This is a genomic window from Shinella granuli (genome assembly GCF_004341885.1).
Classification (GTDB): domain Bacteria; phylum Pseudomonadota; class Alphaproteobacteria; order Rhizobiales; family Rhizobiaceae; genus Shinella; species Shinella granuli.
The window spans coordinates 1-2,927 of sequence record NZ_SLVX01000077.1; the positions used below are offsets into that span (position 1 = coordinate 1).

General features: G+C 66.6%; 2 protein-coding genes. Both read right to left on the bottom strand.

Translation table 11 applies throughout. From position 1 onward, the window contains the following. A partial coding sequence (locus tag EV665_RS31920; protein WP_133037254.1) for an NAD(P)(+) transhydrogenase (Re/Si-specific) subunit beta occupies positions 1 to 1,432 on the bottom strand: 1,432 nt, incomplete at its 3' end. A 19-nt stretch (positions 1,433 to 1,451) separates the two neighbouring features. Continuing rightward, on the bottom strand, positions 1,452 to 2,927 hold a 1,476-nt coding region (locus tag EV665_RS31925; protein ID WP_133037255.1), incomplete at its 5' end, for a Re/Si-specific NAD(P)(+) transhydrogenase subunit alpha.

Genomic DNA, 2,927 nt, shown 5'->3' on the forward strand with positions numbered 1-2,927 from the left:
ACGCCAGTGCCGGCAACAACTGATCGATGCTCTTCTTTGCATCTCCATAGAACATGCGGGTGTTGTCCTTGTAGAAGAGCGGGTTCTCGATGCCGGAATATCCGGTGCCCTGGCCGCGCTTGGAGACGAACACCTGCCTGGCCTTCCACACTTCGAGGACGGGCATGCCCGAGATCGGCGAGTTCGGGTCTTCCTGGGCGGCCGGGTTGACGATGTCGTTCGAGCCGATGACGATGACGACGTCGGTGTTCGGGAAGTCCTCGTTGATCTCGTCCATCTCCAGCACGATGTCGTAGGGGACCTTGGCTTCGGCAAGCAGCACGTTCATGTGGCCCGGCAGGCGGCCGGCGACGGGGTGGATGGCGAAGCGTACGGTCTTGCCGGAAGCCCGCAGCTTGCGGGTCAGTTCCGAGACCGACTGCTGGGCCTGCGCCACCGCCATGCCGTAGCCCGGCACGATGACGATGCTGTCGGCCTCGTTGAGGGCGGCAACGACGCCCTCCGCATCGATGGCGATCTGCTCGCCCGTGATCTCCATCTGCGGGCCGGCCGTGGCGCCGAAGCCGCCGAGGATGACCGAGACGAAGGAGCGGTTCATCGCCTTGCACATGATGTAGGAGAGGATCGCCCCCGACGAGCCGACCAGCGCGCCGGTGACGATGAGAAGGTCGTTGCCGAGCGTGAAGCCGATGGCGGCGGCCGCCCAGCCGGAATAGGAGTTCAGCATGGAGACGACCACCGGCATGTCGGCCCCGCCGATGCCCATGATCAGGTGATAGCCGATGAAGAAGGCGGCGAGCGTCATGAGAACAAGCGTCCAGGCCTCGGCGCCGTTGACATAGAGGATGAGCAGGACGAGCGACAGCAGCGCCGCGCCGGCATTGAGGGCATGGCCGCCCGGCAGCTTCCTCGCCTTGCCGTCGACCTTGCCGGCGAGCTTGCCGAAGGCGACGACCGAGCCGGTGAAGGTGACCGCGCCGATGAAGACGCCGAGGAACACCTCGACCTTCAGGATCGTGAGCTCGACGGGCTCCTTGTGGGCGAGGAGCGCGGCAAAGCCGGTCAGCGCGGAACGGGCGGCCTCGTCGAGCCCTGCGACATGGGCCGCCTCGATATGGGCGTTGAAGCCGATGAAGACGGCGGCAAGGCCGACGAAGGAATGCAGCGCGGCGACGAGCTGCGGCATCTCCGTCATCTGCACGCGCGAGGCGACGTAAGCCCCGAGCACCGCGCCGCCCGATATCATCAGCACGATGACGAACCCGTTGCCGACATCGGGCCCGAAGACCGTGGCGATGACGGCAAGGCCCATGCCCACCATGCCGTACCAGACGGCGCGCTTGGCGCTTTCCTGGCCGGACAGACCGCCGAGCGAGAGGATGAAGAGGATGGCTGCCGCGATATAGGCGGCCGAAACGATACCGATCGTCATGTTGATGAGCCCTACCCGATCAGGATTTCTGGAACATGGCGAGCATGCGCCGGGTGACGAGGAAGCCGCCGACGATGTTGATCGTGGCGATCAGCACCGAGAGCGCCGACAGCACCACCACCAGCCCGTTGCCGGAGCCGATCTGCAGCAGCGCGCCGAGGATGACGATGCCGGAGACCGCATTGGTGACGGCCATCAGCGGCGTGTGCAGCGAATGCGAGACGTTCCAGATGACCTGGAAGCCGACGAAGCAGGCGAGCACGAAGACGATGAAGTGGCTCATGAAGGCGGCGGGCGCGAAGGCCCCGACGATCAGGAGAGCCGCCGTGCCGACGGCCAGCAGCGCCAGCTGGTTCTTCGTCCCGGCCTTGAAGGCGGCGGCTTCCGCGGCGCGCTTTTCCTCCGGCGTCGGTTCCTTGGCCTTCTCCTTGGGTTTCTGGGCGGCGATGGCCGCGATCTTCGGCGGCGGCGGAGGCCAGGTGATCGCGCCATCGAAGGTGACTGTCGCCCCGCGGATGACGTCGTCCTCCATATTGTGCACGATGACGCCATCCTTGCCGGGCGTCAGATCCGTCAGCATGTGGCGGATATTGGTGGCGTAGAGCGCCGAGGACTGCGCGGCCATGCGGCTCGGGAAGTCCGTATAGCCGATGACGGTGACGCCGTTGTCCGAGACGATCTTCTGGTCGGCCACCGTCAGGTCGCAATTGCCGCCGCGTTCGGCGGCAAGGTCGACGACGACGGAGCCCGGCTTCATCGCCGCCACCATGTCGGCGAGCCACAGTTTTGGCGCATCGCGGCCGGGGATCAGCGCCGTGGTGATGACGATGTCCATCTGCGGGGCAAGCTCGCGGAACTTGGCAAGCTGCGTCTCGCGGAACTCCGGCGAGGACGGGGCGGCATAGCCGCCGGTCGCCGCGCCATCCTGCTGGCCGCCCCCCTGACCATCGGCAAAATCGAGATAGACGAACTCCGCGCCCATCGACTCGATCTGCTCGGCGACCTCGGGACGCACGTCGAAGGCATAGGTCTGCGCGCCGAGCGAGGTGGCGACGCCGATGGCGGCAAGGCCCGCCACACCCGCGCCGATGACCAGCACCCTGGCCGGCGGCACCTTGCCGGCGGCGGTGATCTGGCCGGTGAAGAAGCGGCCGAAATGGTTACCCGCCTCGATCACCGCGCGGTAGCCGGCGATATTGGCCATCGACGACAGCGCGTCCATCTTCTGCGCGCGAGAGATGCGCGGCACCATGTCCATCGCGATGACGGTCGCGCCCTTCGAACGGGCCTGCTCCAGAAGCTCACCGTTCTGGCCGGGGTAGAAGAAGGAGACCAGCGTCTTGCCGGGCGACAGGAGGCCGACTTCCGCCGTCATCGGCGGGCGGACCTTGACGATGACGTCCGACGCCGCCACCAGCGCAGCCGCATCCTCCACCACCGTCACCCCGGCCGTACGGTAGGCATCGTCCGATATGCCCGAACCCTCCCCGGCGCC